We start from the raw sequence: 21,978 nt of genomic DNA, 5'->3' as shown, positions 1-21,978 counted from the left end.
TTTCGGCAAACATCGCGCCGGTTCATGGTGCGCGCCAGTTCGTCTTCACTCCACCGCCAGCGGAATGTTTCCGATGCTCAAGCCCGATCCGTTTCTGATCAGCCTTATCTGTACCGTCATCATCGCCACCATCCTGCCCTGTCACGGCGCCGCCGTGCCGATCTTCCAGGACCTGGCGATCGCGGTCATTGCCGTGATGTTCTTCATGCAGGGTGCGCGCCTGTCGCGCCAGGCCGTGATGGGCGGCATCGTGAACTGGCGGCTGCACCTGGCCATCCTGCTGTGCACCTTCGCGCTGTTTCCGCTGCTGGGCCTGGGCCTGCATGCGCTGTTTCCCAACATGCTGCATCCGTCGGTCTGGCTGGGCATCCTGTTCCTGTGCTGCCTGCCCTCGACCGTGCAGTCCTCGATCGCCTTTACCTCGATCGCGCGGGGCAATGTGCCGGCTGCCGTCTGTGCGGCGACCACGTCCAATATCCTGGGCATCTTCATCACGCCGATCCTGACCGGGCTGGTGCTGGAGCGCCATGGCGCGGCATCGGGCTCGGGCGGTGTCGTGGCCATCATGCTGCAATTGCTGCTGCCCTTCGTGCTGGGGCAGGTGCTGCAGCCGTGGCTGGGTAAATGGGCGCATCGCAACAAGCGCCTGCTGTCCATGACCGACCGGGGGTCGATCCTGATCGTGGTCTATACCGCCTTCAGCGAGGCGGTGGTCCAGGGGCTGTGGCACAAGATGCCGCTCTCGCAGATCGGGTTGATCCTGCTGGCGGACAGTATCCTGCTGGCCTGTGTGCTGGTGATCACCACATTCGGCAGCCGCGCCCTTGGCTTCCCACGGGAGGACGAAGTCGCGATCGTGTTCTGCGGTTCCAAGAAGACCCTGGCCTCGGGCGTGCCGATGGCGAACGTGCTGTTTCCGCCCGCCACCGTCGGCCTGGTGGTGCTGCCGCTGATGATCTTCCACCAGGTCCAGCTCTTTGTCTGCGCGGTGCTGGCCCGGCGCTATGCCGCCGCCTGGGCGCGCCGGCAAGACGAGCCCGAGGCGCTGCCGAAGGCGTCCTGACGCGTCAGGACGTCAGGAACGCGCTCAGCGCGTCCAGAAGCGCCTGGGGCTGCTCCTCGGGGATATAATAGCCGCACGCGATTTCGGCCTGGTTGAGCGGGCCGGTCGCGTAAGGGCGCCACAGATCGGCGGGGTTGTACCAGCCGCCCAGCCGCCCGTCGCGGGACCAGACCACCAGCAGCGGGCAGGCTATGCGCAAATCCCCGGGATAGGGGGGGATGCGATGATGGCCGTTCGCCCCCGGGGTCTCGCCCGCCGGCATGGTTTCCAGATAGTCGGCCACCGCCGAGCGGCTGAACGGTGCCACGGAATGCGGTGCCGGGCGGGTCCATTCCTCGGGCACCGCCATCGTGGCCGATTCGGGCTTGGGATGAAGCTGGGCGAACCAGCAACTGCTGTAGCGCGACAGTTCGAAGGCCAGATCGGCGCGCCCCTGATGGCCCGGCGAGGGGATGCATTCGATCTCGGCCAGATGGGTCACCCGCTCCGGCGCCAGCCAGGCGGCATAGGCGGCGATGTGGCCGCCCGTGCCATGTCCCGCCACGGCTAGATGCTCGTGCCCCAGATCCGACGCCAGGCGCAGCAATTCCTCTGCCTGGCGCCGGAAATCCAGGTCGCGCGGCAGGTCCGGACACAGCACGGTGTGGGTGCGGGCCAGGTCGGGCGCGATGGCATGCCAGGCTGCGTGGCTTTGCATCTGGCCGTGCAGCAGGACCAGCAGCTTGCCTTGTCCCCCCAGCCTGGCCCGGCGCGGGCTGTCGCCCCACGCCACTTCCGTCAATTCGAGTTTGCCGAAGAACATGCAGGTTCCATTGAAGACTTGATGCGCCCGATGGCACACATATAGGCACGCATCAAATTATTGGACAGAACCGTGCGACTGGCCAGCCTGCCGATCGCCAATAAAGGAAACGGACGCGCCCATGACCGGTCTGGACCCCGACAATTGGGACGATCTGCGTCGTCTCGGCCACCGGATGATCGACGACATGGTCGACCGGCTGGCGACTCTGCGGGATGGACCGGTCTGGCGCCCGATGCCCGATGCGGTTCGCGACGCGCTGCATGATACCCTGCCGTCGGGCCCGACGTCGCCTGATATTCTCTACGAGCGGTTTCGCGCGTCGATTGCGCCCTATGCCACCGGCAACACGCATCCGGGCTTCATGGGCTGGGTCCATGGTGGTGGTACCGGGGTCGGCATGCTGGCCGAATTGCTGGCCGGCGGCCTGAATGCCAATTGCGGCGGCCGTGACCATGCGCCGGTCGAGATCGAGCGTGCGGTGATCGGCTGGGCGGCGCGGATCATGGGGTTCCCCGACGATGCCACCGGGCTGCTGGTCACCGGATCGTCGATGGCGAACATGATCGCGGTCGTGACCGCCAGCCGGGCGGCGCGCGACGGGCTGGCGCTGCGTCGGCAGGGTGTGGGGGGGCGAAAGCTGGTCGGTTACGCCGCCGCGACCGCCCATGGCTGTATTGCCCGCGCGTTCGACCTGACGGGGCTTGGGACGGATGCGCTGCGCGTGCTGCCGGTGGATTCGGAACATCGCATGGATCTGGCGGCATTGCGGGCGGCCATTGCGGCCGACCGCGCGGCGGGGCTGGAGCCGTTTATCGTCATCGGCACCGCCGGCACCGTCGATACGGGCGCGATCGACGATCTGGACACGATCGCGGAGATCGCGGCGGCAGAGGGGCTCTGGTTCCATGTCGATGGGGCGTTCGGCGCGCTGGCCATGCTGTCGCCGACGCACCGTCCGGCCCTGCAAGGGCTGGAGCGGGCGGACAGTGTGGCGTTCGATTTCCATAAATGGGCGCAGGTTCCCTATGATGCCGGCTGCATCCTGGTCCGCACGCCGGGGCGGCAGGCGGCGGCATTCGCGCAGTCCCTGGCCTATCTGTCGCGCGAGGATCGGGGCCTGGCGGGCAACGCGCCCTGGTTCTGCGATCTGGGGCCGGACCTCTCACGCGGTTTTCGCGCGCTCAAGGTGTGGATGACGCTGGGCACCTACGGCACCGACCGGATGGGCCTGATGGTCGATGAATGCTGTGCCGTGGCGCAGCATCTGGCGCGGCGCGTGGACCGGGAGCCACTGCTGGAGCGTCTGGCGCCGGTGGGGCTGAATATCGTGTGCTTCCGCGTGTGTGTGCCGGGTGTGGATCTGGACTTGCTGAACGGCGAGCTGGTGAAGGATCTGCACGAATCGGGTGTCGCCGCGCCATCCACCACCATGGTGGACGGCGTGCGCGCGATTCGGGCGGCCATCGTCAACCACCGCACGGTGGCGGCGGATGTCGATGCCATGGTTGACGCGCTGCTGCGGCTGCTGGCGGACCGGCTGGAAACATTGGCAAAATAAGAGCCTGACTGGAATACGCGCGTCGGATCGCCGCCGGCGTGCATTCCAGCCAGGCTCAGCCGCGCTTTTCAGGCGCGGCGGCGGGTGGGTGTGGCGGCCCGTTCGTCGAACAGGTCGGAGAGTTCCTGCATCATCGTGCCGCCCAGTTCCTCGGCGTCCGATATCGTGACCGCGCGCCGGTAATAGCGTGTCACGTCATGGCCGATGCCGATGGCTACCAGTTCGATGCCGCTGCGACTTTCGATCTGGCCGATGACCTGGCGCAGATGGGTTTCCAGGTAGGAGCCGGGATTGACCGACAGGGTGCTGTCATCGACCGGAGCGCCGTCGGAAATCACCATCAGGATCTTCCGGCTTTCGTGGCGCGTTTGCAGGCGCCGCCATGCCCAGAGCAGGGCTTCGCCGTCGATATTTTCCTTCAGCAGGCCTTCGCGCAGCATCAGGCCCAGATTCTTGCGCGCCCGGCGCCATGGCATGTCGGCCGATTTGTAGATGATATGCCGCAGATCGTTCAGGCGGCCGGGATTGGGGGGCTTGCCCTGTGCCACCCAGCGCTCGCGGCTCTGTCCGCCTTTCCAGGCCCGGGTGGTGAAGCCCAGCACCTCGACCTTCACTGCGCAGCGTTCCAGCGTACGGGCCAGGATGTCGCCGCACATCGCGGCCACCGAGATGGGACGGCCGCGCATCGAGCCCGAATTGTCGATCAGCAGCGTCACCACCGTATCGCGGAAATCGGTGTCGCGTTCGTGTTTGTAGGACAGCGACAAGGTGGGATTGACCACGATCCGCGACAGGCGGCCGGCATCGAGGATGCCTTCCTCCAGGTCGAATTCCCACGCGCGGGTCTGCTGGGCCAGCAGGCGGCGCTGCATGCGGTTGGCCAGGCGCGACACCACGCCTTGGAGGCTGAGCAATTGCTGGTCGAGCTGCTGGCGCAGCCGGCTCAGTTCCTCGGGGTCGCACAGATCCTCGGCCGCGATCTCTTCGTCGAACTGCGTCGTGAAGGCGTGGTAGGCGTTCGACGGGTCCTCTTCCGTCTGGTTGTCGGCGCCGCGTGGGCCGCCGGCTTCCTCCGACCCGGCGGCCTCGCCGGGTTCGGCATCGTCGGCATCCTCGTCGCCCATGCCGGTACCCTGCGCCAGCTGAGGTTGCAGGCCGGATTCGTCCTCCTGCAGTCCGGACGCATCCTCCTGTTTCTGCGGCTGCTGATCTTCGGGCGATTCGGAGGGCTGGTCTTCGGATTCGTCGGACGAGGCGCTGTCGCTGCCCTCCGCGTCTTCCTCGATTTCGGCTTCGCCCTCGATCAGTTCACAGGCCACCAGCAGGCGGCGCGCCGCCCGGGCGAAGGCCCGCTGGTCGTCCTGGGTGGCCGCCATGTCCTTCAATGCGCGCTGGGCGGAAGGTCCCAGATGCTCGCGCCATTTGTCGGCGATTGCGCGCATGGAGTCGGGCACCGGTTCGCCGGTCAGTGTCTCGCGCGCCAGCAGCGACAGGGCGACGGGCAGCGGTATCTGCTCGCGCCGTTCGGCACGGTCATAGCCGGAATCGTGATATTCGCGTTCGAGCTTATGTTTCAGGTTGGCGGCGACGCCGGCCATGTGGCGGGCGCCCACGCTTTCCACGCGGGCCTGTTCCAGTGCCTCGTAGGCTGCGCGGGCATCGGCCGGTTCGGGCCGGGTGGCGGCATGCAGCGCGGCATCGTGATGGCGCAGCCGCAGGGCCGCCGCGTCGGCAGCACCCCGGACGCGGTCGATATCGGCTTCCTGCAGGTTTGCGCCCGGCTGGGGCAGGCGCACATGCTCGCCGCTGACGGCGGCGGCGGCGGGAATCGGGCCGCTCTGGAAGATTACGTCGGCGTTCGCGCGGCCGCCCAGCGCGCGCAGCACGCCGACGGTCGCGCGCTTGAACGCGTCCGTCCGTTCGGCGGCGGCCTGGCGGGCGGACAGGATGTCGTTCTTACGTTCGCGCATGGCGGCGCCGGCCGATCAGCGCGCGCGCGGCGCGGTGCCGGTGGGGTCGACGTTGAAGCAGCGCTGGTAATATTCCGCCACCGTCTGCCGCTCCGCCTCGTCGCACTTGTTGAGGAACGTGACCCGGAATGCGAATTCCAGGTTCTGGAAGATCCGATAATTCTCCGCCCAGCTGATCACCGTGCGCGGCGACATGACGGTGGAGATATCCCCGGCGATGAAGCCCGCGCGCGTCAGGTCGGCCAGGGCCACCATGCTCTCGATCCGCTTGCGGGCCGGCGCGTCGTTAGGGTCCACGCCCATCTTGGCCATCACGATGGCCGTTTCCTGGGCGTGGGGCAGGTAGTTCAGGGTGGTCACGATGTTCCAGCGGTCCATCTGGCCCTGATTGATCTGCTGGGTGCCGTGATACAGGCCCGTCGTATCGCCCAGACCGACCGTGTTGGCGGTGGCGAACAGGCGGAAGAACGGGTGAGGGCGGATGACGCGGTTCTGGTCCAGCAGCGTCAGGTGGCCTTCGATTTCCAGCACGCGCTGGATGACGAACATCACGTCGGGGCGGCCGGCATCATATTCGTCGAACACCAGGGCGCACGGGCGTTGCAGGGCCCAGGGCAGCAGACCCTCGCGGAATTCCGTCACCTGCTTGCCGTCGCGCAGCACGATCGCGTCCTTGCCGATCAGGTCGATGCGCGAGATGTGGCTGTCGAGGTTGATGCGGATGCAGGGCCAGTTGAGGCGCGAGGCCACCTGTTCGACATGCGAGGATTTGCCGGTACCGTGATAGCCCTGGATCATGACCCGGCGGTTGAACGCGAAGCCCGCCAGGATCGCCAGCGTGGTGTCGTGGTCGAAACGGTAGGTCGGGTCGGCGTCGGGCACATGGTCGGTGCGGATCGAGAAGGCGGGGACCTGCAGGTCGCTGTCGATGCCGAAGATTTCGCGGGCCGAAACCATCAGGTCGGGGGCGCCGGACAGGGCCGAGATCGGCGGCAGCGCCTCTCCGTTCTCGTCTACGGCTCCGGCTGTCAGGGTGGCGAGGTCATTCATAAGGGTTGCATCCGTCACGGCTGGGAGGTCCGGACACGCCGTGATGTGGCGTCGTCCCGCATCCTGTTCTGGTCTCTGGCTTCCTGTCTTCGGCGCCCGGTTGGTGCCTGCGGCGTTCTCTCGACGTTTCCCGTATCCATTATAGACGCTATCGCCGGCAAGGCCATGCCTACGCGGTGCGTTCCAGGTCGGCTTCCCGTGCCGAGGCAAGGTGGGTGCGCAGTGTGGTGTAGGCGACATTGATGCTCTTCAGCAGTTCCTCCGACTGGCGGTCGCCGCCATTGGCGTCGGGGTGATGCCGTCGTGCCAGGTCCTTGTAGCGCATCTTCAGTTCGTCCATCGACAGCGGCCAGTCCAGGCCGAGCATGTCCAGCGGCTGGCGCAGTGCCTCGGGCATGTCGGGGCGGGCCGGGGTGCCGGCGCGTGGCCCGGGGCGGCGCGCGCCGTCCATCAAATCCATCGGGTCGATGAAATCGTCCGGCCCGAGGCGGGCGGCGCGCTGGCCCAGCCGCCAGGAGGGGCGGTTCCAGGACACGTCATCGCGGATATGGGCCTCGATCTGGCCGGGGGACATGCCTTTATAATAATCCCACCGTGCATTGTACTCGCGCACATGGGGCAGACAGAACCAGAAATACTCGTTCAGCGCGTCGCGTGACTTCGGTGCGCGGTAGCCGGCATTCTCGTCACATCCGGCCATGTCGCAGCACCGGGCCGGCGCATCCGGATCGGGGTCGAAAGCCCGGTGACGTGTGTTCTTTCGGGTCATCATCTGGCGTTATGTGCGTTCGAACCGTATTCGTGCAAGAGCCAAGAGAGTCAGTCAGCAGAGGGAACGGGAACAGTGAACAGCACGGAACATGCGCATGCGGCACCGCCTCTGGCCGAGGACAGGAGAGTGGACCGGATCGGCCGGGCGCTCCACGCGCAACTGGCCCCCAGCCTGATCGAAATCGAGGATGACAGCGGCCGTCATGCCGACCATGCGGGGATGCGCGGGGCCCCCGCTGGGGGCGAGACCCATTTCAATGTGCTGGTGGTCAGCGCCGCGTTCGATGGGTTGGCGCGCGTGCAGCGGTCACGGCTGGTGCATGAACTGCTGGCGCCGGAATTTGCCTCTGGCCTGCATGCGCTGTCGCTGACATTGCGCACGCCTGCCGAGCAGGCCCGGATCGCGGGCGCATGAGCCGTCGCGTCATTCTGTCGCGCCGGCTTTTCCTGGCCGCGCCCCTGGCCGTGGCGGCCTGCCAGGCATCGCCCGGCGCGGTGGACTTGCATGATGTCGCGCGGGTCGAACGGTACCTGAACACCACGCGCGGCCTGACCGCCCAGGTTGTTCAGACCTGGCCCGATGGCGGGGTTGGGGAAGGCACGCTTTCCTACGAACCGGGCAATCTGCGCCTGGATTACCGGACGCCGCACCCGATGCGGCTGGTGGCGGCGGGCGGGCACCTGGTGTTTCGTGATGCGCAGCGCCAGTCGGTGACGCGGATGAACCTGTCGCACCAGCCGCTGGGGCTGTTGCTGGCCACCCCCGTGCATCTGGGGGGCGCGGTGGTCGTTACCGCGATCCGGCATGGTGCCAATGTGCTGCAGATCTCGATGGCGCGCAGCGACAATCCGTCGCAGGGCCTGTTGACGCTGGGATTCTCCGATTTCGCCGGGCAATTGTCGCTGGTCGCGATCGACCTGCTGGATGCGCGGCGCAACAGCACGCGCCTGCATCTGACCGATGTGCGGACCGGGACGGACTTCCCGCCCGATTTCTTTTCACTGAGCGCGCCGCTGTAACCCGGCGCGCTCTTTGCCGTCAGGCATCCCCGATCGGCGTCGGGGTGCTGCCGAACAGATCCTGCCAGTTGGCGCGCAGCGCCTCGTCCACGGTGGCCATGTCCACGTCGCGGCCCAGTTCGTGCAGGCTGGTCACACCGTGCTCGCGGATGCCGCAGGGCACGATGCCCTCGAAATGGGCCAGGTTCGGTGCCACGTTCAGCGCCACGCCATGCCAGCAGGTCCAGCGCGTGACCCGGACGCCCAGGGCCGCGACCTTGCTCTCGCGCCCGGTGAGGGGATCGACGACCCAGACGCCGATTCTGTCCGCGCGTCGTTCGCCCGTCACGTCGAACCGGCGCAATGTCCGGATCAGCCATTCCTCCAGCGCATGGACATAGGCCCGTAGATCACGTGGTGGGACCGTACCCTGCTGGCTGGTGAGGTCCAGCATCACATAGGCCACCCGCTGGCCCGGGCCGTGATAGGTCCATTGCCCGCCCCGGCCGGCGGCATGGGTGGGGAAACCGGATGGATTGAACAGATCTTCCTGCCGGGCCGATGTGCCGGCCGTGTAGGTGGGGGGATGTTCCAGCAGCCAGACCCGCTCGGGCAGGCTGCCATCGCGGATTCCCGCCACCTGTCGCTCCATCCCCGCGATCGCGTCGGGGTAGGGAACCGGTACCCGGCTTGAATTCCACAGAATTGTCTTTTCGGTCATTGCCCCTCGAACCTGCATCGTCTATACGGCCTTCCGTCACACGGTATCGCTCAGGCGGTAACCGATGTCACGGTGCGGTCGTGGCGGAATGGTAGACGCGCAAGCTTGAGGTGCTTGTGGGGGCAACCCCGTGGAAGTTCGAGTCTTCTCGACCGCACCAATCGATATGCCGGCATGGCCGGCATGCGATTGGCTCTCAGCCGAAATCAAAACAAACGGAATGCTGCTCCACCCTGTCGGTGGCCCGGTGGCGTGTGCCATTTTAACGGCGATCTCACGCGGCATGATGGCCGGCCGAAGAAGCCTGGGAGGACCATCCTTCTAGCCCATCATCTTATTTTGCCTCGCTTAAGTCTTTTTTTTCCGTTTATAGGTTAGAACGAAATGCGAGCACGGTCGTTGTTTTAACGCGCCGCGACCGTTCGTGACGCGTTCGAGCGCTCTGAATGTCAACGATGGATCGAAGGTAACGCTTGTGATCAAACCCTTGCGAAAAGCCGTGCTTCCGGTCGCCGGTCTCGGCACCCGTTTCCTCCCGGCGACCAAGGCCATGCCCAAGGAAATGCTGACGGTCGTCGACAAGCCGCTGATCCAGTATGCCATCGACGAGGCCCGCGCCGCCGGTATCGAGGAATTCTGCCTGATTACCGGCCGGGGCAAGGATTCGCTGATCGATTATTTCGACGTCGCTTTCGAGCTGGAAACGACGCTGCGCGAACGCAACAAGCAGGAAGCGCTGGACGCGCTGGCGCCCAGCAGCATCGACGCCGGCGCGCTGATTGCCGTTCGCCAGCAGGAGCCGCTGGGCCTGGGTCATGCGATCTGGTGTGCGCGCAGCTTTATCGGTGACGACCCGTTTGCGATTCTGCTGCCCGACGATCTGGTCAAGAGCAACGTGCCCTGCCTGAAGCAACTGGTGGATGCCTATAACCAGACCGGCGGCAACGTCGTCGCGGTGACCGAAGTGCCGCGCGAGCATACCAGCCGCTATGGTATCCTGAAGACGGGCAAGGATGATGGCCGCATCGTCGAGGTGACGGGACTGGTCGAGAAGCCCAAACCCGAGGAAGCGCCGTCCAACCTTTCGATCATCGGGCGCTATGTCCTGACGGCCGACGTCATGACGCATCTGGCCAAGCTGGAGCGTGGCGCGGGCGGCGAAGTGCAGTTGACCGATGCGATGGCCAAGGTGATCGGGCATGTTCCCTTCCATGGCCTGCGCTATGAGGGGCAGCGTTTCGACTGCGGCAACAAGCTGGGTTACCTGGAGGCGCAGATCGCCATGTCGATCGATCGGCCCGATCTGGGCGATTCGGTGCGTGCGTTCCTGAAGAACTATACCGGCGCGTGATGGTGGCGTTCGCGCATGGCTTCGATTCCACGAGCCTGCGCGAATACGATATCAGGGGAATCGTCGGAAAGACCCTGCATCCGCGTGATGCCTATGCGATCGGACGGACGTTCGGCAGCATGGTGGCACGCGGGGGCGGGCGGACGGTCGCGGTCGGCTATGATGGCCGGCTATCCTCTCCCGAACTGGAGGCAGCCCTGGTCGGCGGGGCTGTCGCCTCGGGTGTTGAAGTGCTGCGCGTCGGTCTCGGGCCGACGCCGATGCTGTATTTCGCGTCGACCGTCCTGGACGCTGACGGCGCGATCATGGTGACCGGCAGCCATAATCCGCCCGATCATAACGGGTTCAAGATGATACTGGCGGGCCAGCCTTTCTTCGGCCCGCGCATCAGGGAGCTGGGGGATCTCGCGGCACGTGGTGACGTGGTGCCCGAGCGTGCTGGCAGCGTGCGGGATGTCGATATCCGACAGGCCTATGTCGCGCGTCTCGCACAGGACTGGGATGGCGGCGCGCGCCGGCTGAAGATCGTCTGGGACAATGGCAATGGCGCCGCCGGCGAGGTCCTGGCGAAACTGGTGCGGCAGATCCCCGGTGAGCATACGATCCTGAACGGAGCGATCGACGGCCGCTTTCCAGCCCATCATCCGGACCCGACCATTCCGCGGAACCTTGCCCAATTGATCGCCACCGTGCGCGATACGGGTGCCGATATCGGCATTGCCTTTGATGGCGATGCCGACCGGATCGGCGTGGTGGACGACAGGGGCGAGATCCTGTGGAGTGACCAGCTTCTGGTGCTTCTGGCGCGCGATGTGCTGCGTGCCCGGCCGGGCAGCACGGTCATTGCCGATGTAAAGGCCAGTCAGGTTCTGTTCGGCGAGGTGGGCATGGCGGGTGGGCAGCCGCTGATGTGGCGCAGCGGCCATTCGCCCATCAAGTCCAGGATGGTGGAAACCGGCGCGCCTCTGGCCGGCGAGATGTCGGGTCATTTCTTCTTTGCCGACAGATGGTTCGGGTTTGACGACGCGCTGTATGCGGCGGTTCGCGTGCTGGGGATGTTGGCCCGGATGGAAACGACGCTGTCTGCGGCGCGCGAGGCTCTGCCCAGGATGGTCAGCACGCCTGAACTGCGCTTCGACTGTCCCGATGCGCGCAAATTCCTGGTGATCGAGGATGTTGCAGCGCGGTTGGCTGAAGAGGGCGCCGACATGTCGACGATTGACGGCGTGCGGGTGAACAGCGCGGATGGATGGTGGCTGCTGCGGGCCTCCAACACCCAGGCCATGCTGGTGGCACGGGCGGAAAGCGCAACCCAGGAGGGGCTGGAACGACTGAAGGCGGCCCTGACCGCGCAACTGGAACGCGCAGGCGTGGCGGCGCCCGATTTCGCTGGCGAAGGACACTGAGTGGGACGGGTCTCCGGCCTTTGAATATCTCGGCGCAGGCTGGTAACCTGCCTGGTAGCCGGTTTCCGGAGGCTTATGTCGCGTGACCGATGCGCTGCCTTTTCGTTCGTTCCTGGAGCCGGGGCAGTTCGTTCGTCATCCCGATCATCCGGAATGGGGAGTGGGCCAGGTGCAGTCGGCCATTGCCCATCGGGTTACGGTCAATTTCGAGGATCAGGGCAAGGTGCTGATCGATGCGTCGGTCGTCATGCTGACGGTCATTTCCTGAAGGGTGGGCATGGGTACGCCGTTCCTCGATTCCCTCGGCCGGACTGTCACTTATCTGCGGGTTTCCGTCACCGACCGGTGCGACATGCGCTGCGTGTACTGCATGGCGGAAACCATGTCGTTTCTGCCCAAGGCCGAAATCCTGACCTATGCGGAACTGGAGCGGCTCTGTGCGGCCTTTATCCGCAGTGGCGTGACGCGGCTGCGCGTCACCGGGGGCGAGCCGCTGGTGCGGCGGGATATCGGCAGTTTTTTCCAGACGATGGGGCAATGGCTGAACCGGACGGGCGGGGACGGCCATCTGGACGAACTGACCGTAACGACCAACGGGTCGCGGCTGGCGGAGCATGCCGACATGCTGGCCCGGTCGGGGGTACGGCGTGTCAATATCAGCCTGGATTCGCTTGATTCTGAAAAATTTCATCGCATAACCCGGCGCGGCAATCTCGATCAGACCCTGGCGGGTGTCCGGGCGGCGCGGGCGGCCGGGCTGGCGATCCGCATCAATACGGTGGCGATGGCCGGGGTGAATGACGACGAATTCGACACGCTGTTGGCATGGTGCGGCGAAATCGGCGCCGACCTGTGCCTGATCGAGACCATGCCGATGGGCGAGACGGGCGAAGACCGGTCCGATCGGTACCTGCCGTTGTCGAGCGTGCGCGCCGACCTTTCGCGGCGCTGGACGCTGGAGCCGCTGTCTGAGCGTACAGGAGGGCCGGCGCGCTACCTGCGGGTGCGGGAGACCGGGCGCAGGTTGGGGCTGATCACCCCGATGACCCATAATTTCTGTGAAAGCTGCAACCGCGTGCGGCTGTCCTGCACCGGGCAACTTTATCCGTGCCTGGGGAACGAAGGGGCAACGGACCTGCGGCAGCCCCTGCGGGACGGGGCCAGTGATGCCGACCTGCTGCGCCTGGTGCAGTCGGCCATCCTGCGCAAGCCGAAGGGGCATGATTTCGTCATCGGACGGCGGGTGGACGACCCTGCCGCCATACGCCGGCATATGAGCGTGACCGGCGGTTAGTCCGATTGGAGACGTGCCTCCAATCGGCTTCAGTTATTTTTTTATATTCAATTGATTATTCAATTTTCTTTATCGCATCCTCAAGCGATATCGAAAAGGCGCCGGGCTGCAGGGGCTGGGGTTGGCTGTCTGCCGGGGCCCAGCCGGTCATGATTGCCACGCGCAGCGGGACGGACAGATGCGCATCGTCGGCCTCCGGCGTCAGGCTGGCGAGGGCGGCGGGAAACAGTTCGGGGCGCGGACTCTGCCGGCTGCGCAGTCTCAGGGCATTGGTCTCGCCAGCCGCACGCAGGTCGCACAGCAGGGCCATGGATGAGCGATAGGCCAGGGTCAGCGTCTCCACATCCGCGACCGGCAGGGCGAAACCCGCGCGCTGCAGCAGGGATGCGCAGTCCCTCAGGTCCGGGAAAGGGGAGACCCTTGGTGCGGCGCCGCCGGTCAGCGCGCATTCGGCCTCGGTCAGGGCGCGGCGCAGTTCTGCCAGGGTCGGCAGGACGGGGATGCTGGCCAGGAACAGCCCGTCGGGCTTCAGCGCATGGCGGATCTGCGCCAGCGCGCCGGGCAGGTCGTTGACCCAATGCAGGGATAGGTTGGCGACGACCAGGTCGAAGGTACCGGGGCCGAAGGGCAGCCATTCCTCGTCCGCGCACAGGACCGTTCCGCCGTTCACCTGTGCCATCTTCGGGGAGAGGTCGCACGACACGACGCTGTCGATCCCACGTGCGCGCAGTTGAGGCCCCACCACACCACGGCCGCCGATATCCAGCGCCGCGCTGAAGCGGTAGGTCGTGTCATCCAGCCGGTCCAGCAGCCTGTCCGCGACTTCCTGCAGGACGGGGGCCACCCTGTGCACCAGCGGGGCGGCGCGATCGCGGTGACGGCGCACGGCGGCACGGTCGAAAATCACGGGATCGTTCATGGGGTGCATGTGCCCTTCCGGATCGGTGATGCCAATGGCACCTTTGCGTGATGGTTGGCACGATAGGCGATGCGGGGGAAACCCGATCAGGACGGGGCGAGGCAGGCGGCTTGCCACGACGCATGGCCGGGCGTGTGCTCGACCTTCTCCTGCCACCCGACTGTCCGGCCTGTCACCAGCCGGTCGACCGCGCTGGCCTGTTGTGCCCGGACTGCTTCAGCTCGATGCGCTTCATTGCCGACCCATGCTGCGCGCGGTGCGGCCAGCCCTTCGCGGCATCGGCCCCCGGTGGCGCGGGCCGCGTCTGTGCCCCGTGCCTCGATACGCCTCCGCCGTGGCGATCGGGCCGGGCGGCGCTGAGCTATGACGAGTGGTCGCGCCCCCTGATCCTGCGCTTGAAATACGCCGATCGCACGGACCTGGCCCCCTTGCTGGCGCGGCATATGGTGCGTGCTGGTCGCGACCTGCTGGGTGAGGCCGATCTGCTGGTGCCGGTGCCGCTGCACAGGGGCCGACTGTTCCGCCGCCGCTACAACCAGGCCGGGCTGCTGGCGGCGGCGATCGGCCGGATCGCGCACCTGCCGGTGCTGCCGGATGCGCTGGTTCGCGTGCGAAAGACGCCGGCGCTGGCGCGGCTGGGAGCGGGCGCGCGCCAGGAGATAGTGCGGGGGGCGATTGCCGCGCGGCCGTCGCGCCGGGATCGTCTTGCCGGCCGGCGGATCGTCCTGATCGATGACGTGATGACGACGGGGGCGACATTGGGCGCCTGTGCGCGGGCCGTGCTGGCGGCCGGCGCGGCATCGGTGGACGTGCTGGTCGCCGCCCGCGCGCCGGACCCGGCGCGGGTCGACGCGAATGGTTGGAGGGCATCTGTCGGGTAACGGTATAGTGCCGGGGCACAAATGCGCTATGTCTTCAAAATCGGTTACTTTCCTTGTCCGAGGATCGGAATGTCCAGCATCGAAGTCTATACCCAGCCAGGCTGCCCCTATTGCGTTCGTGCCGTGCGCCTGCTGCAGCAGAAGGGTGCGCATTTCACCGAAATCCGGGCCCTGCACGGCACGCCCGAGCGGCTGGAGGCCAGGGAGCGGTCTGGCGGCCGGACAACCGTGCCGCAGATCTTCATCAACGGGCAGCATATCGGCGGCTGCGACGATTTGATGGCGCTGGAACAGCGGGGCGAACTCGATCCGCTGCTGCGGGCGGCCTGACGGGGCATCGGGGGGCGGCGTGATCTGCTATCAGCTGCGGTGCGACGTGGGGCATGAATTCGAAGGCTGGTTTCCCGGCAGTGCCGCGTTCGACGATCAGGCGCGCCGGAACCTTCTGTCCTGTCCGCAATGCGGCACGTCCGATGTCGTGCGTGCCCCGATGGCACCGGCCGTGCGGACCGCGCCGGCCCGCGTGCCGGAGGCGGAGCGGCCGCGCCCCGAGGCAGGGGCGGCCGTTCCCGCCACGATGATGGCCGCGATGCAGCGCCTGAGACAATATGTCGAGGAACGATGCGAGAATGTCGGCGATAAATTCGCCGACGAAGCGTTGAAGATCCATCACGGGGATGCCGAGCAGCGCGGCATCTACGGGCAGGCATCGGAAGAAGAGTGCGATCGCCTGGCCGATGAGGGAGTCGAGATCATGGCCATACCATGGGTTCCGCGTGCCGACGGCTGATCGCACGCAGGGACGGGGACCGGAGCCGGGGGCCGGAAGCAAGGTGGAACGCATGCACGACAGAACAAGCCGATGGGCTGGCATGATCCCATTCCCGCAAGGGCGGCGTCATGGATTGCGGCTGTTGGCGGCCCTGGGGGGGCTGGCCCTTCTGGCGTCGAATCCGTGGCCGTCGCGGGGGGGGGGGGGGTGCCCCCCGCCCGCCGCGGCGCCCCCGGGGGGGGGCCGGGGACCCCGGGGGCCGGGCGGCCGCGTGGCGGTAAACCCCCCGGGGGGGGGGGCCGGGGGGGCGGGGGGGGGGGGGGGGGGCCCCCCCCCCGCGCGACGCGTCGCCCGTGCTGGGGCAATGGGAAACGCGGGAGCATGACGGCGTCTTCGAGATCAAGCCCTGTGGTGGCGAACTGTGCGGCCGGCTGGTTGGCATGCGTTATACGGGCGAGATTCCGAAGGCCAAGGACGGGACATCGGAATGCGGCCTGCTGATGCTGACCGGATTCGTTCCCGATTCGGACGATGCCGGACGCTGGAACGGGCATATCCTCGATCCCGATAGCGGGAAGGTCTACCAGGCGCAGATCTGGTCGCCGCGCGATGGTGTGCTGAAACTCAGGGGCTATGTGGGCATTCCTCTGTTTGGCGAAACCCACACCTGGGCACGCTATGGCGGCACGATCGGAGCGCGCTGCCAGATGCCGTGAGCCGCCTCTTTCTCAACTGAATTCGTGAGCGACATGAACCCATTCCTCTCACGACGCGCCCTGCTGACTGGGCTGGCCGCGTCGGGCATTCCCCTTGCCGCATCGTGGCCAGCCCGGGCCGCCATCCCGGCCCGGGCGCGGACATTGTGCTATATTGGCGGCTACAACAAACATGCGCCGCCCGGAGGGGCGGGGAATGGGCAGGGTATCGCGCTCTTCGAGATGAACCCGACGACCGGCGCGCTGGCACCGGTTTCGACCTTCACGGATATTGCCAGCCCGTCCTTCATTACCCTGTCCGCCGACCATCGCTTCCTGTACGCGCTCAGCGAGATCGACGATTTCAACGGCAGGAATGACGGCAGCGTCACCGCGTTTGCGGTCGACCGGCTGTCGGGCGAACTGACCCGGCTGAGTGTCGTGTCGTCGGGCGGGGCGGTGCCGGCCCATCTCAGCGTCCATCATTCCGGGCAGTACGTCCTGGTGGCCAATTATGTCGGTGGCAGCGTGGGCGTCCTGCCCATCCGTCCGGATGGCAGTTTGGGCGAACCGACGGACATCGTACAGAATTCCGGCCCGCGCATGCCGGAACGGGCACAGGACAATCCGCCGGGCAATTTCGCGGTCAGCGACCATTCCGGGCCGCATGTGCATATGGTGGCCAGTGACCAGTCGGGGAATTTCGTCCTGGCCTGCGACGCCGGGCTGGACCGGGTCTATGTCTGGACGCTGGATCTGGCGACGGGCAAGCTCAAACCCGCCGCGAAACCTTTCCTCTCGCTGATGCCCGGATCGGCCCCGCGCCATTTCTCCTTCAGCCACGATGGGCGGACGCTGTACATCCTGTGCGAACAGGATTCCAAGATTGTCGTGGCCGCGTTCGATCCCACGACCGGCACGATCACCCCGCAGCAGCGGGTCAGCACCGTCACCTCCTATTTCCAGGGCAGCACGCTGGCGGCGGGAATCCTGCTGTCACCCAACGGCCGGTATATCTATGCGTCGAACAGGTTAGGGGATTCCCTGGCCGTCTTCCGTGTCGGCCCAGATGGATTGCTGACCCTGGTCGACGAAGTCTGGATGCATGCCGATTACGGGCGGGCCATGATGTTCGACCCGTCCGGCACGTTTCTGTTCTGCGCCAACCAGCGCAGCGATTCTGTCACGTCGTTCCGTGTCGACCCCGAAACCGGCGCGCTGGATTTCACCTGGCACTTCACCGCCGTCGGCAGCCCCACCACCTTCGCGTTCCTCCAGCTTTAACCGGACGCGCCGGAGCCGGGATATTATCCCGGCACGGCCAGGCTGGCGATATAGTTGACACCCAGGTCGCGGCTTTCGCGCCAGCCGGTCAGGCCAGGTGTCATGCCGGCGATGTCCGATACCCGCAATCCGGCCTGGCCGGCGAAGGTGCCGAGTTCGGCCGGCGTGATGAATTTCCGCCATTCATGGGTGCCGACGGGTAACAGGCGCAGGATGTATTCCGCGCCGATCTTTGCCGTTGCCAGCGAGCGCAGCGTGCGGTTGAGGGTCGAGACGATGATGACGCCGCCTGGTTCCACCATGTCGGCCAGCAGGCGCAGGAAGGCGGCGGGGTCGGCGACATGCTCGATCACCTCGAGTGCCGAGATCGCATCGAAGCGTGCCCCTTCGGCCCGCAATTCCTCGGCGCTGCCGGTGCGATAGGCGAGGCGGCCCGCGCCGGGCGGCAGCGGGTGGGCCTGCACATGGGCGCGCGCGGCCTCGATCGCGGCCTCGGACGCGTCCAGGCCCAGCACGTCATAGCCCATGCGGGCCAGCCCCTCGCTGGCCAGGCCGGCGCCGCAGCCGATATCCAGCAGGCGGGTCACGGGCGCGGATTCCCCGGCGCGCGGTGCCGGCAGGTGGCGCCTCGCCCAGTCCAGGCGCAGGCCGTTCATGGCATGCAGGGGCCGCATCGGGCCGGACGGGTCCCACCAGCGATCGGCCAGGGCGCTGAAGCGGGCGATTTCGTCCGGAACGACGGACGGGCCGCCCGAATGGATCGAATCGTTGACCTGCATGGCGTCAGCACCTCCACATCTGGCTTCTCCCGCTGGACGGCGCAGCGGGGGAAGGGTATGTGACGCGCCTTGCAGATAACCGCAATGCCCCGTCCGATGCCCCAGCGGCCCCAGACGGGCTGGAACGGCCCCCGCGCCGAACTGGAGAGCCCTTTCGATGTCCCGTCATACTCCGCGGATCGTCATGAAATTCGGTGGCACCTCTGTGGCCGACCTCGACAGAATTCGCGCGGTGGCGGAAAAAGTACGCAAGCAGGTCGAGGCGGGATGCGAGGTCGCTGTGGTGGTCTCGGCCATGTCCGGCGTCACCAACCAGCTGGTCGGCTATTGCCAGTCGCTGTCGCCGCTGCACGATGCCCGGGAATATGACGCGGTCGTCGCCACCGGCGAGCAGGTCACCAGCGGCCTGCTGGCCATTGCGCTGCAGACGATCGGCGTCGAGGCCCGGTCCTGGCTGGGGTGGCAGATCCCGCTGCGCACCGATGCGGCGCACGGCAAGGCGCGTATCGGCTCGATCGACGGCGAAGCGCTGGTGGAACGCATGCAGGCCGGCCAGGTGCCGATCATTGCCGGCTTTCAGGGCGTGGCCGCCGACGGGCGCATCACGACGCTGGGGCGCGGCGGGTCCGATACCTCGGCCGTCGCCATTGCGGCTGCCATCGGGGCCGACCGGTGTGATATCTATACCGATGTCGACGGGATCTACACGACCGACCCGCGCATTGTTGCGAGGGCGCGGAAGCTGGATAAGATCACGTATGAGGAAATGCTGGAGCTGGCGTCGGTCGGGGCGAAAGTCCTGCAGACCCGCAGCGTCGAGCTGGCAATGAAGGAACGGGTGCGCGTGCAGGTGCTGTCGAGCTTCGTCGATGGCCCGGCCCCGTCGGAAGGCAACCTGCCCGGATCATTAGTGGTGGATGAGGACGAGATCGTGGAAAAGGAACTGGTCGCCGGCATTGCCTATTCGCGCGACGAAGCGAAGCTGTCGGTCCGGCGCATTCCGGACCGTCCCGGGATCGCGGCCGCGATCTTCGGCCCGCTGACGGCGGCGAACGTGAATGTCGACATGATCGTGCAGAGCACCGGCGCCGACGGCCTGACGAACATGACCTTCACCACGTCCAGGACCGATCTGGCCCGCGCCATCCAGTCGCTGGAAGCGTCGCGGGATGTCATTCAGTACGGCGAGCTGGTGACGGATGACGACGTGGTGAAGATCAGCGTCGTCGGCATCGGCATGCGTTCGCATGCCGGGGTGGCGAACCTGATGTTCCGTACCCTGTCGGACCGCAACATCAATATCCAGGTCATCTCGACCAGCGAAATCAAGGTTTCGGTGCTGATCGCCGCGGAATATGCCGAACTGGCCGTGCGGGCGCTGCATACGGCCTACGGCCTCGACGCGGCCTGACGGGGATGGAGATACTCGTGACGCAGCCTGTGGGCGACGCGACGCAGCGGGAAGCGGCCCGCGCCCGGCTGGACCGCCTGTGGGCGCCCGGCACGCAGTTCCTGGGGAGCGAGGTCGCGATCCTGGGTGGCGCCATGTCGTGGGTCAGCGAACGGAACCTGGTCTCGGCCATTTCCAATGCGGGCGGTTTCGGCGTGCTGGCCTGCGGGGCGATGGAGCCCGACCGCCTGGCCGAGGAAATCGCCGCGACCCAGGCGCTGACCAGCCGCCCCTTCGGCGTCAACCTGATCACGATGCATCCGCGCCTGGACGATCTGGTCCAGGTCTGCCTTGCGGCCGGTGTGTCGCATGTCGTGCTGGCCGGCGGGATTCCGCCCGGCCCGGCGATCCGGGCGCTGAAGGATGGCGGGGCGAAGGTCATCGCCTTTACCCCGGCGCTGGTCCTGGCCAAGCGGCTGGTGCGCATGGGCGTCGATGCGCTGGTGATCGAGGGAGCGGAGGCCGGCGGGCATATCGGGCCGGTGTCGCTGACCGTGCTGGCACAGGAAGTGCTGCCCCATATCCGCTCGGTTCCCGTCTTCGTGGCGGGCGGGCTGGGACGGGGCGAGGCCATCCTGTCCTATCTGGAGCAGGGTGCGGCCGGCGCGCAGCTCGGCACGCGTTTCGCCGCTTCGGCGGAAAGCATCGCCCATGAGCGTTTCAAGGCGGCCTTCGTGCGTGCCAATGCGCGTGACGCGGTGACGTCGGTCCAGCTTGACGAGCGTTTCCCGGTCATTCCGGTGCGGGGCCTGTCGAACGAGGGTGGGCGGGCGTTCCTGCGCCATCAGGCCGAGACGATTCGCCGCTATCTGGACGGGGAACTGACCAAGGAAGCGGCCCAGCTCGATATCGAACATTTCTGGGCGGGTTCGCTGCGCCGAGCGGTGATCGAGGGCGACGTGGAAAACGGCTCGGTCATGGCCGGCCAGTCGGTCGGCATGATCACGTCGGTTCAGCCTGTGGCCGCCATCATCGCCGAGCTGGTCGAGCAGGCCGTCGATGCCCTGGTCCGACGCGATAAGGCCGCGGGTGAGCCGTGAGTGACGAGGACGCCCGGACGACGCTGAACGATTCCGGCGCCAGGGCCCCGACGGGGGCGCCGGGCGTTGGACCGGCCCTGCGGGCGCGGCGCGAGCAGCTTGGCTGGGCGCTGCCCGACGTCGCGACCTGGCTGCGGATACGCCTGTCGTTTCTCGAGGCGATGGAAGAGGGGCGGGTCAAGGACCTGCCGGGGAATGTCTATACGCTCGGCTTCCTGCGCACCTATGCGCAGGCGCTCGGCCTGGATGCCGACGCGGTGGTCACGCGCTTCAAGGCCGATGCGCGGGGCAGCATCGACTACAAGCCCGAACTGTCCTTTCCGGCCCCGGCATCCACTGGTGCGATGCCGGTCGGCGTCATGGTACTTCTGGGCGGGGTGATCATCGTGCTGGCCTATGTTGGCTGGTACCGGATGACCGATGGGCAATCCGCGCCGCCGCAGGCCGTTCCCTCCGTTTTCTCGGCCATTCCGGGCATGACGCGCCAGGCGCCGACCTCGCCGCAGGTCGCCTCGGTCCTGCCGCCGGAACGTGCGCCCATTCCGCCGCGACCGCTGCCGGAGCGGGAGAAATCGGCGATCACCGATGGGGATATTCCCGCGGAGCCCACGCCGGTGCCGGGCATTCAGGTCGAGCAGGGCGCGTCTCCGGCCGCGCCGGGCACGGCGCCGGGCGCCGTGACGCCGGCTCCGGCGCAGCCCCCCGTTCAGGCCCCGGCCCCAGCGGCTGCCACGCCTGCCGGGCAGATCGTCCTGACCGCGTCGGCCCAGACCTGGGTGCAGGTCAGGGTTGCTGGTGGATCAGTGATTTACGACCATATCCTGCAAGCTGGTGAGAGCTGGTCCGTGCCGCAGGACAAGACCGATCTTCTGCTGACGGTCGGCAATGCCGGCGGGCTGGTGGTCAGCGCCGATGGTGTGACGACCCAGCCTCTGGGCCGAAACGGCGCGGTGCGCCGCAATCTGCCGCTGACGCGCGATGCCGTTCGCAGCGGCAGCATCGTGGCTGCGGCGCCTGCGCCGGTGGTGCGCCCGGCCCCGGCCGTAGCCCCGGAGCGGGTGGACGGCGCGGGGCATCCTCCGGCGCCGCAGCCCGTGCCTGCGAAAGGCGGGGAGTAAAAGGGCGGGGACCGGCTGCGGCCGGTCTGGCCAAACCGAACGGTTTTTGGCA

General features: G+C 66.8%; 23 protein-coding genes and 1 tRNA gene. 17 read left to right on the top strand and 7 right to left on the bottom strand.

The features are described 5' to 3' along the window. Positions 1–73 precede the first annotated feature (73 nt). Positions 74–1,063, top strand: a complete 990-nt coding sequence (locus HLH29_RS03060) for a bile acid:sodium symporter family protein (RefSeq protein WP_182964543.1) — start codon at positions 74–76, stop codon at positions 1,061–1,063. A gap of 4 nt (positions 1,064–1,067) precedes the next feature. Here HLH29_RS03060 and HLH29_RS03055 read toward each other — a convergent pair whose 3' ends face one another. Then, complete coding sequence (locus HLH29_RS03055; RefSeq protein ID WP_182964542.1) at positions 1,068–1,865, bottom strand: alpha/beta fold hydrolase; 798 nt, start codon at positions 1,863–1,865, stop codon at positions 1,068–1,070. A gap of 121 nt (positions 1,866–1,986) precedes the next feature. On the opposite strand from HLH29_RS03055, the gene HLH29_RS03050 reads away from it, so the two are divergent. Continuing rightward, complete coding sequence (locus HLH29_RS03050; RefSeq protein WP_182964541.1) at positions 1,987–3,426, top strand: pyridoxal phosphate-dependent decarboxylase family protein; 1,440 nt, start codon at positions 1,987–1,989, stop codon at positions 3,424–3,426. A 68-nt stretch (positions 3,427–3,494) separates the two neighbouring features. On the opposite strand, the gene cobT is transcribed toward HLH29_RS03050, so the two are convergent. From cobT to HLH29_RS03035, 3 genes are all read right to left on the bottom strand, one after another. Next, positions 3,495–5,396: a cobaltochelatase subunit CobT gene (cobT, locus tag HLH29_RS03045; RefSeq protein ID WP_182964540.1), complete on the bottom strand. Its 1,902-nt coding sequence runs from the start codon at positions 5,394–5,396 to the stop codon at positions 3,495–3,497. Positions 5,397–5,411: 15 nt separating this feature from the next. Then, positions 5,412–6,446 carry a cobaltochelatase subunit CobS gene (cobS, locus tag HLH29_RS03040; RefSeq protein WP_182964539.1) on the bottom strand — a complete coding sequence of 345 codons (1,035 nt, stop codon included), beginning with the start codon at positions 6,444–6,446 and terminating at the stop codon, positions 5,412–5,414. 169 nt (positions 6,447–6,615) lie between these two features. Then, a complete protein-coding gene (locus HLH29_RS03035) occupies positions 6,616–7,218 on the bottom strand; it encodes a J domain-containing protein (RefSeq protein WP_182964538.1) in 603 nt (200 codons plus the stop codon). A gap of 72 nt (positions 7,219–7,290) precedes the next feature. Between HLH29_RS03035 and HLH29_RS03030 the strand changes: the two genes are divergently transcribed. After that, positions 7,291–7,632 (top strand): BolA family protein, encoded by a 342-nt coding sequence (locus HLH29_RS03030; RefSeq protein ID WP_408871936.1) that lies wholly within the window; start codon positions 7,291–7,293, stop codon positions 7,630–7,632. Continuing rightward, entirely contained in the window at positions 7,629–8,237 is a 609-nt protein-coding gene (locus HLH29_RS03025) for a LolA family protein (RefSeq protein WP_182964537.1), read from the top strand. The genes HLH29_RS03030 and HLH29_RS03025 overlap by 4 nt, the downstream gene beginning before the upstream one ends. A 19-nt stretch (positions 8,238–8,256) precedes the next feature. On the opposite strand, the gene lipB is transcribed toward HLH29_RS03025, so the two are convergent. Beyond that, complete coding sequence (lipB, locus tag HLH29_RS03020) at positions 8,257–8,955, bottom strand: lipoyl(octanoyl) transferase LipB (RefSeq protein WP_182964536.1); 699 nt, start codon at positions 8,953–8,955, stop codon at positions 8,257–8,259. A gap of 56 nt (positions 8,956–9,011) precedes the next feature. Here lipB and HLH29_RS03015 point away from each other — a divergent pair. The 5 genes from HLH29_RS03015 (at position 9,012) to moaA (ending at position 12,988) form a co-directional block, all read left to right on the top strand. Further along, positions 9,012–9,097: transfer RNA gene (locus tag HLH29_RS03015), tRNA-Leu, on the top strand. A gap of 315 nt (positions 9,098–9,412) precedes the next feature. Beyond that, positions 9,413–10,288, top strand: coding sequence for a UTP--glucose-1-phosphate uridylyltransferase GalU (gene galU, locus HLH29_RS03010; protein WP_182964535.1), 876 nt, complete (start codon positions 9,413–9,415; stop codon positions 10,286–10,288). Positions 10,289–10,290: 2 nt separating this feature from the next. Further along, positions 10,291–11,694 carry a phosphoglucomutase/phosphomannomutase PgmG gene (gene pgmG / locus HLH29_RS03005; protein WP_182964679.1) on the top strand — a complete coding sequence of 468 codons (1,404 nt, stop codon included), beginning with the start codon at positions 10,291–10,293 and terminating at the stop codon, positions 11,692–11,694. Positions 11,695–11,776: 82 nt separating this feature from the next. Continuing rightward, complete coding sequence (locus HLH29_RS03000) at positions 11,777–11,962, top strand: DUF3553 domain-containing protein (RefSeq protein WP_182964534.1); 186 nt, start codon at positions 11,777–11,779, stop codon at positions 11,960–11,962. 9 nt (positions 11,963–11,971) lie between these two features. After that, positions 11,972–12,988 (top strand): GTP 3',8-cyclase MoaA, encoded by a 1,017-nt coding sequence (gene moaA, locus HLH29_RS02995; RefSeq protein WP_182964533.1) that lies wholly within the window; start codon positions 11,972–11,974, stop codon positions 12,986–12,988. Between the two features lie 55 nt (positions 12,989–13,043). On the opposite strand, the gene HLH29_RS02990 is transcribed toward moaA, so the two are convergent. Next, positions 13,044–13,916, bottom strand: a complete 873-nt coding sequence (locus HLH29_RS02990; protein ID WP_182964532.1) for a methyltransferase domain-containing protein — start codon at positions 13,914–13,916, stop codon at positions 13,044–13,046. A gap of 113 nt (positions 13,917–14,029) precedes the next feature. Between HLH29_RS02990 and HLH29_RS02985 the strand changes: the two genes are divergently transcribed. The 5 genes from HLH29_RS02985 (at position 14,030) to HLH29_RS02965 (ending at position 17,539) form a co-directional block, all read left to right on the top strand. Further along, positions 14,030–14,788, top strand: coding sequence for a ComF family protein (locus HLH29_RS02985; protein ID WP_182964531.1), 759 nt, complete (start codon positions 14,030–14,032; stop codon positions 14,786–14,788). Positions 14,789–14,857: 69 nt separating this feature from the next. Next, positions 14,858–15,118 carry a glutaredoxin 3 gene (grxC, locus tag HLH29_RS02980; protein WP_182964530.1) on the top strand — a complete coding sequence of 87 codons (261 nt, stop codon included), beginning with the start codon at positions 14,858–14,860 and terminating at the stop codon, positions 15,116–15,118. A gap of 19 nt (positions 15,119–15,137) precedes the next feature. Continuing rightward, entirely contained in the window at positions 15,138–15,578 is a 441-nt protein-coding gene (locus tag HLH29_RS02975; RefSeq protein ID WP_182964529.1) for a DUF1178 family protein, read from the top strand. 335 nt (positions 15,579–15,913) lie between these two features. Then, the gene (locus tag HLH29_RS02970) at positions 15,914–16,276 is read left to right on the top strand and encodes a DUF2147 domain-containing protein (RefSeq protein ID WP_182964528.1); all 363 of its coding nucleotides are present in this window, start codon (positions 15,914–15,916) and stop codon (positions 16,274–16,276) included. A gap of 33 nt (positions 16,277–16,309) precedes the next feature. Then, entirely contained in the window at positions 16,310–17,539 is a 1,230-nt protein-coding gene (locus HLH29_RS02965) for a lactonase family protein (RefSeq protein WP_182964527.1), read from the top strand. 23 nt (positions 17,540–17,562) lie between these two features. Here HLH29_RS02965 and ubiG read toward each other — a convergent pair whose 3' ends face one another. After that, on the bottom strand, positions 17,563–18,318 hold the full coding sequence (ubiG, locus tag HLH29_RS02960; RefSeq protein WP_182964526.1) for a bifunctional 2-polyprenyl-6-hydroxyphenol methylase/3-demethylubiquinol 3-O-methyltransferase UbiG: 756 nt from the start codon (positions 18,316–18,318) through the stop codon (positions 17,563–17,565). Positions 18,319–18,475: 157 nt separating this feature from the next. Between ubiG and HLH29_RS02955 the strand changes: the two genes are divergently transcribed. From HLH29_RS02955 to HLH29_RS02945, 3 genes are read left to right on the top strand one after another with little or no spacing between them, the layout of a single operon-like run. Continuing rightward, complete coding sequence (locus tag HLH29_RS02955) at positions 18,476–19,729, top strand: aspartate kinase (RefSeq protein WP_182964525.1); 1,254 nt, start codon at positions 18,476–18,478, stop codon at positions 19,727–19,729. A 17-nt stretch (positions 19,730–19,746) separates the two neighbouring features. Continuing rightward, entirely contained in the window at positions 19,747–20,808 is a 1,062-nt protein-coding gene (locus HLH29_RS02950) for an NAD(P)H-dependent flavin oxidoreductase (RefSeq protein WP_338030164.1), read from the top strand. After that, entirely contained in the window at positions 20,805–21,926 is a 1,122-nt protein-coding gene (locus HLH29_RS02945) for a helix-turn-helix domain-containing protein (RefSeq protein WP_338030163.1), read from the top strand. Before HLH29_RS02950 ends, HLH29_RS02945 begins: the two co-directional genes overlap by 4 nt. Positions 21,927–21,978 lie beyond the last annotated feature (52 nt).

Origin of the sequence: Gluconacetobacter tumulicola, assembly GCF_014174215.1 — a bacterium.
Taxonomy (GTDB): Bacteria; Pseudomonadota; Alphaproteobacteria; order Acetobacterales; family Acetobacteraceae; genus Gluconacetobacter; species Gluconacetobacter tumulicola.
Note: the sequence above shows the minus strand (reverse complement) of the source record. Positions and strands in the feature narration are given on the sequence as shown.

Coding starts and splice junctions, on each gene's coding strand:
- cobS (WP_182964539.1), bottom strand. CDS start 6,446: ATGAATGACCTCGCCACCCTGACAGCCGGAGCCGTAGACGAGAACGGA.
- HLH29_RS02985 (WP_182964531.1), top strand. CDS start 14,030: ATGGCCGGGCGTGTGCTCGACCTTCTCCTGCCACCCGACTGTCCGGCC.
- HLH29_RS03050 (WP_182964541.1), top strand. CDS start 1,987: ATGACCGGTCTGGACCCCGACAATTGGGACGATCTGCGTCGTCTCGGC.
- ubiG (WP_182964526.1), bottom strand. CDS start 18,318: ATGCAGGTCAACGATTCGATCCATTCGGGCGGCCCGTCCGTCGTTCCG.
- lipB (WP_182964536.1), bottom strand. CDS start 8,955: ATGCAGGTTCGAGGGGCAATGACCGAAAAGACAATTCTGTGGAATTCA.
- HLH29_RS02955 (WP_182964525.1), top strand. CDS start 18,476: ATGTCCCGTCATACTCCGCGGATCGTCATGAAATTCGGTGGCACCTCT.
- HLH29_RS03035 (WP_182964538.1), bottom strand. CDS start 7,218: ATGATGACCCGAAAGAACACACGTCACCGGGCTTTCGACCCCGATCCG.
- HLH29_RS03060 (WP_182964543.1), top strand. CDS start 74: ATGCTCAAGCCCGATCCGTTTCTGATCAGCCTTATCTGTACCGTCATC.
- moaA (WP_182964533.1), top strand. CDS start 11,972: ATGGGTACGCCGTTCCTCGATTCCCTCGGCCGGACTGTCACTTATCTG.
- HLH29_RS02990 (WP_182964532.1), bottom strand. CDS start 13,916: ATGCACCCCATGAACGATCCCGTGATTTTCGACCGTGCCGCCGTGCGC.
- HLH29_RS02965 (WP_182964527.1), top strand. CDS start 16,310: ATGAACCCATTCCTCTCACGACGCGCCCTGCTGACTGGGCTGGCCGCG.
- grxC (WP_182964530.1), top strand. CDS start 14,858: ATGTCCAGCATCGAAGTCTATACCCAGCCAGGCTGCCCCTATTGCGTT.
- cobT (WP_182964540.1), bottom strand. CDS start 5,396: ATGCGCGAACGTAAGAACGACATCCTGTCCGCCCGCCAGGCCGCCGCC.
- HLH29_RS03055 (WP_182964542.1), bottom strand. CDS start 1,865: ATGTTCTTCGGCAAACTCGAATTGACGGAAGTGGCGTGGGGCGACAGC.
- HLH29_RS03025 (WP_182964537.1), top strand. CDS start 7,629: ATGAGCCGTCGCGTCATTCTGTCGCGCCGGCTTTTCCTGGCCGCGCCC.